This window comes from Curtobacterium sp. C2H10 (assembly GCF_025407985.1).
GTDB lineage: Bacteria > Actinomycetota > Actinomycetes > Actinomycetales > Microbacteriaceae > Curtobacterium.
Window position 1 is genome coordinate 1 of record NZ_JABXGF010000090.1, and the last position, 5880, is coordinate 5880.

The following is a 5880-nucleotide window of genomic DNA, read 5'->3' on the forward strand; positions in this document are numbered from 1 at the left end:
GCGCGGGAGCGGGTGCGGGTGCGCGGCGGCGGGGGCGGTCAGCGCGGGTCCGGCACCAGGCGGGTGAGTCGGGCGGTCACGCGCTCGAGCGGCCCCCTCCCGAGGAACCGCCTCCAGAGCATCGCGAACACGATCGACCCCAGCGCGAACCAGCCCCACGCCGCCGCCGAGTCCGGGTACGTCGGCAGCGCCGCGAGCACGACGAGGTGCCCCGCGTAGACCGTGAGCGGCATCGACCCCACGGCAGCCAACGGGTACCCGATGCGTCGGACGACCTCGCCCCGCCCGTCGAACACCAGCGTGCAGAGCGCGATGACGGCGACGGCCACTCCCGCGGTCCCCACGACGTCGACGATCGACGAGGAGTGGTCCCGCGGCGACAGGAACAGCTGCGCCGTGGCCTCGGCGGCGGTGCTCCCCTCGCCCGCGTACGGCACACCGGGGAACGCGAACCCGGCGTCGGCGGGCACCGGCGCGACCGCGTTGCCGACGAGGTAGGCGAGGGCGGCGACCACCGCGCCGGACGCGAGGAGGACCACCTGGGTGCGCCGTCCCTCCAGTCCGACACGGGCGACCGCGAGACCGACCAGCACGTACGCCAGGAAGGTGACCACGGGGTAGACGAGGCCGAGCTGGACCTCCCACATGCCGGCGTCCGCGTAGAGCGGGACGATGCCGAGGGCGACGACGGGCGACAGCACGGCGCACGCCGCGGCGAGGACCAGCAGCCAGCGCGCACGGACCCGGAGCACCGGGATCGCCAGCAGGAACAGCACGCCGTACGTCGGGAGGATGACGTAGACCGGGGTCTGCAGCGCCATGAGCAGCAGGCCGACCGCGACGACGACGAGCGCGCGGATCGCGAGCCGGCCACGGACCCGACCGATCCGCGGCGGGCCGGGCGGCGACGTCCGACCGCTCGTCAGACCGATCGAGACGCCGGCGAGCACCGCGAAGAGCGACGACGACCGGCCGTGGGCGACGGCGGCCCAGGTGCCGGGGTCCGACCAGTCGACCTGGTCGGCGATGCCCCCGACGTGGGTCGCCATCATGCCGAGCAGCGCCAGCGCACGGGCGACGTCGACGCCCTCGAGCCGGACCCCGGAGACGGACACGCCCCGCAGCGCGGTGGGCGGTGCGGGGCGTGCGGTCGTCATGGCGTTCGCGGTCCGCCGGTCAGCTCGTCGCCGAGCCCGTGCGGGCGTCGACGCGGCCGAGGGACACGTCGACCATGTCCTCGCGCGGGACGACCTTGATGCGCTCGCGGCCCTCGGCCTCGCCGAGGGCGAGCTCGTGGGTGTCGAGGTTGTGCCAACCGTCGAGGTCGGTGTACTCGACACCACGCTCGGCGAGCAGGGCCGGGATCGCGCCCTCGGACGGGTCGGCCGGGGTCCACCAGCTCGCCTGGTCGTTCACGATGTGCTGGACGGTCTCCATCGCGTCGGACTTGGTGTGGCCGATGAGCCCGACGGGGCCGCGCTTGATCCAGCCGGTCGCGTAGACGCCCGGGACCTGCTGGTTGTCGTCGTCGAGGACCTGGCCCTCGTGGTTCGGGATGACACCGTGGCGCTCGTCGAACGGGACGCCCGGCAACGGCGAGCCGAAGTACCCGACCGCGCGGTAGGCGGCCTGGATCGGGATCTCGCGGATCTCGCCCGTGCCCTCGACGCCGCCCTGGCCGTTCGGCCGCGTGCGCTCGTACCGGATGGCGGTGAGCTTGCCGTCCTCGCCGACGAACTCGAGGGGCTTCGCGTAGAAGTGCAGGTGCAGTCGGCGGCTCGCCTGGCCGGTCTCACGGGTGCGCCACTGCTCGAGGACGCGGTTCATCACCATGACCTGCTTGTTCGTGGCGATGGCGGTCTTCGAGGCCTCGTCGTGGTCGAAGTCCTCGTCGTAGACGATCATGTCGACGTCGCGGAGCTCGCCGAGCTCGCGGAGCTCGAGCGGGGTGAACTTCACCTGCGCCGGGCCGCGGCGGCCGAACACGTGCACGTCGGTGACCGGGGACGCCTTGAGCCCCTCGTACACGTTCGCGGGGATCTCGGTCGGCAGCAGGTCGTCGGCGTGCTTCGCGAGGATGCGCGAGACGTCGAGGGCGACGTTGCCGTTGCCGATCACCGCGACGCTCTCGGCCTCGAGCGGCCACGTGCGCGGGACGTCGGGGTGGCCGTCGAACCAGCTGACGAACTCGGCGGCGCCGTACGACCCCTCGAGCTCGACACCGGGGACGTCGAGGTCGGCGTCCTTGATCGCACCCGTCGAGAACACGACCGCGTGGTAGTGCTGCCGGAGGTCGTCGAGGGTGATGTCCTCGCCGAAGCGGACGTTGCCGAACAGCCGGACGACACCGCGGTCGAGCACGTCGCGCAGCGCGTTGACGATGCCCTTGATGCGCGGGTGGTCCGGGGCGACGCCGTAGCGGACCAGGCCGTAGGGGGCGGGCAGCTGCTCGAACAGGTCGATCGACACGTCGTGGCCGTGGGCCTCGCGCAGCAGGATGTCGGCGGCGTAGATGCCGGCGGGGCCTGCGCCGACGATGGCGACTCGGAGGGTGGGCACTGATCGTCTCCAGTTCGTTCGGGTGGGGTGCTCCCGAGGGGGTTCGAGGGGCGGGACCGTCGGTCTCCGCGGCGGTCCGGCGCTAGCGGCTGCGTTCGACGACGGACTCGGCGAAGCGGACGAGTGCCCGCTTGACGGTGCCGTCCGGCAGGGGTGCGAGGGCGTCGACGGCGTCCGTCGCCCAGCGGACCGCGACGGCACGGGTCGCGGCGGTCGCCTCGTGCTCGCGCAGGGCGGCCACGGCGGACTGGTACGGCGCCGAGTCGACGACGTCGTCCGGTGCGGCGTTCACGTCACGCTCGATGCGCCCGAGCAGGTCCACCGCGTCGGGGGCACCGGTCGCGGCGAGGCGCTTGAGCTGCAGCAGCGGCAGGGTGTCGACGCCGGCACGCAGGTCGTTGCCGGCGATCTTGCCGGTCTTGGCCTTCGCGGGGGCGAGGTCGATCACGTCGTCCACGAGCTGGAAGGCCACGCCGACCTTCTCACCGAACGTGCCGACGGCGTCGAGGTACGTGCGGTCGGCGCCCGAGAACATCACACCGGCACGGGCTGCCGTCGCGATGAGCGAGCCGGTCTTGTCGCTGAGCACCTGGATGTAGTGCTCGACCGGGTCGTCCTCGGGCTGGGGGCCCGTCGTCTCGTGGAGCTGCCCCATGCAGAGCCGCTGGAAGGTCTCCGCCTGCATCCGGATGCCCTCGGTGCCGAGGTCGGCCGTGATGAGGCTGGCACGAGCGAACAACAGGTCGCCGGTGAGGATCGCCACGTTGTTGCCGTAGGTCACGTGGGCCGCGGGGACACCGCGTCGGACGGGCGCTTCGTCCATGACGTCGTCGTGGTAGAGCGACGCCAGGTGGGTCGTCTCGATGCTCACGGCGGCCTTCACGACCGCGTCGGTCACCCCGTCACCGAGCTGCGCGATGAGGAGCGTGAGCGTCGGCCGGATCCGCTTGCCCCCGGCCGACAGCAGGTACCGGCTCGTGGTGTCGGCGAGGGTGTCGGTGGAGCGCATGGCTTCCTCGAGCCCCTGCTCGACGAGCTCGAGGCCGTCGTCGACCGCGGCGATGAACCGGCGTTCCGCGGGCGTGGCGAACAGTCGCTCGCCGATGCCCAGCGATGCGCGGAGACTCGGTGCGCGACGTGCGACCGGGACGCTCGGATTCAAGTGCTGCTCCGTGTTCGGGGGTGGAGGGACCGGTCAGGCGTCGGTGGGGTCGACGCTCGGCTGCTCACCGGTGTGCTGGTGCTCGCGACGGGCCTTGGCACGCCGGGCGACGGACTCGCGGACCTCGCCCGCGACGGGCTTGCGACCGCGGTGCAGTGCGACGATACCCGCCGTGAGGTTCCGGTAGGCGACGACCGAGAACCCGACGCCGCGCAGCCACTGGCTGAGGACCTGCTGGTCGGGCCACGCCTCGATCGACTCGGCGAGGTAGCGGTAGGCCGCCGGGTTGCTGCTGGACAACCGTGCCACGCCCGGGAGCACGCGCTTGAGGTACGTGCCGTACCCGAAGCGGAGCAGGGCGAGCGGCGGCGTGGAGAACTCGCAGATGACGACACGACCGCCGGGCTTGAGGACCCGGAGCATCTCGCCGAGGGCCTGCATCGGGTCGTTCACGTTGCGCAGCCCGAACGAGATCGAGACGGCGTCGAAGGTGTCGTCGTCGAAGGGCAGCTGCTCGGCGTCGCCCTCGACGAAGGTGATCTCGGGGTGGCGTTCACGGCCGACGGCGATCATGCCCGCGGAGAGGTCGAGCGCCGTGACCTCGGCACCCTTCTTCGCGAAGGCCGCCGCGCTCGTGCCCGTCCCCGCGGCGATGTCCAACACCTTCTCGCCGGGCTGGGGGTCGACCGCGCGGACCGTCGCGACACGCCACAGCGGAGCGTTGCCCGCCGAGAGGATGTCGTTCGTGAGGTCGTACTTCGCGGCGACGTCGTCGAACATGGCCGCCACCTCGTCCGGCCGCTTGTTCAGGTCCGCTCTGCTCACCCACAACATCCTAGAGGTCGTGCCCGGACGTTCCCCGCGCGGCGCGTACGATCTGTGGGGTGACCCGAACCACCACGGCGGCCCCACCGCTGACGGTCTCGACCCGGATCCTCGACGACCCGGGCGCCGTCCTCCGCCACACCCTCCGGGACAGCCCGCTCGCGTTCGTCCGGAACGGCGACGGGATCGTCGGCATCGGCGAGGCCGTGCGGTGGACGTTCACCGGCCCGGACCGGATGCGCGAGGCCTCGGCAGCCTGGCGGTCCCTGGTCCGCGACGCCGTGGTCGACGACCCCGTGCAGCTGCGCGGCACCGGGCTCGTCGCGTTCGGCTCGTTCGCGTTCGCCGACGACTCGACCGAGACGAGCGTGCTGATCGTCCCGCGCGTCGTGATCGGCCGCCGCCGCGGGAAGGCCTGGCTCACCGCCGTCGACACCACGCTCGACCCCGAACCCCTCACCTTCACGCGCACGTCGGTGCCGGTGCCGCGCGTCGGTCCGCACGTGTCCGTCGCGCTCCGTCCCGGTGCCATCGACGAGGACGCCTACGCCGAGACGGTCGCCGACGCCGTCCGGCGGATCACCGCCGGCGACGCCGAGAAGGTGGTGCTGGCGAGGGACCTCGTCGGGACCCTCCCCGACGGCGCCGACCAGCGAGCGATCCTGCTCGACCTCGCCGAGGCGTACCCGCAGTGCGTCACGTTCGCCGTCGACGGGATCGTGGGCGCGACGCCCGAGACCCTCGCCCGGACCGACGGCACCCGGCTCTCGGCACGCGTGCTCGCGGGCAGTGCGGCGCGCGGGACCGACCCGGTGTCCGACCGCGCCGCCGCCGAGGCCCTCGCCGCGAGCGCGAAGGACGTCGAGGAGCACGGCTTCGCCATCCAGAGCCTGCTGGCCGCGCTCGCCCCGATCGCGTCCGACCTCCGCGCCGACCCGGAGCCGTTCCGGTTGCAGCTGCCGAACCTGTGGCACCTCGCGACCGACGTCCAGGCGACGCTGCCGGTCGGCACGACCTCGCTCGACGTCGCCGACGCCCTGCACCCGACCGCCGCGGTCGCGGGGACCCCGACCGACGTCGCCGTCCGGCTCGTCTCCGAGCTCGAGGGCGTCGACCGCGGTCGCTACGCCGGGCCGGTCGGGTGGCTCGGGGCGAACGGGGACGGCGAGTGGATGCTCGCGTTGCGGAGCGCCCGGATCACCGGCGACGGCACCGTGCGGGCGTGGGCCGGCGCGGGCATCGTGGCCGGGTCCGACCCGGCGCGCGAGGTCGCCGAGACGGCCCTGAAGTTCCGGCCGGTCACCGACGCACTCGCCTAGTCGACTGCCAGGAGG

At 73.0% G+C, this 5880-nt stretch carries 5 protein-coding genes; 1 reads left to right on the forward strand and 4 read right to left on the reverse strand.

What is annotated here, in order from left to right; translation table 11 throughout:
• Positions 1-38: 38 nt before the first annotated feature.
• The 4 genes from HWD93_RS18040 to HWD93_RS18055 form a co-directional block, all read right to left on the reverse strand.
• Positions 39-1157: a heparan-alpha-glucosaminide N-acetyltransferase domain-containing protein gene (locus HWD93_RS18040; protein ID WP_071296710.1), complete on the reverse strand. Its 1119-nt coding sequence runs from the start codon at positions 1155-1157 to the stop codon at positions 39-41.
• 19 nt (positions 1158-1176) lie between these two features.
• Positions 1177-2559 (reverse strand): FAD-dependent oxidoreductase, encoded by a 1383-nt coding sequence (locus HWD93_RS18045; protein ID WP_071296709.1) that lies wholly within the window; start codon positions 2557-2559, stop codon positions 1177-1179.
• A gap of 82 nt (positions 2560-2641) precedes the next feature.
• Positions 2642-3721, reverse strand: a complete 1080-nt coding sequence (locus HWD93_RS18050) for a polyprenyl synthetase family protein (RefSeq protein WP_070418365.1) — start codon at positions 3719-3721, stop codon at positions 2642-2644.
• A 33-nt stretch (positions 3722-3754) separates the two neighbouring features.
• Entirely contained in the window at positions 3755-4546 is a 792-nt protein-coding gene (locus HWD93_RS18055; RefSeq protein ID WP_070419487.1) for a demethylmenaquinone methyltransferase, read from the reverse strand.
• A gap of 59 nt (positions 4547-4605) precedes the next feature.
• On the opposite strand from HWD93_RS18055, the gene HWD93_RS18060 reads away from it, so the two are divergent.
• The gene (locus HWD93_RS18060; protein ID WP_261647561.1) at positions 4606-5865 is read left to right on the forward strand and encodes a chorismate-binding protein; all 1260 of its coding nucleotides are present in this window, start codon (positions 4606-4608) and stop codon (positions 5863-5865) included.
• Positions 5866-5880 lie beyond the last annotated feature (15 nt).

Bases quoted from the DNA above. Each gene is read 5' to 3' on its own strand.
- HWD93_RS18040 (WP_071296710.1), bottom strand. From the start codon at position 1,157: ATGACGACCGCACGCCCCGCACCGCCCACCGCGCTGCGGGGCGTGTCC.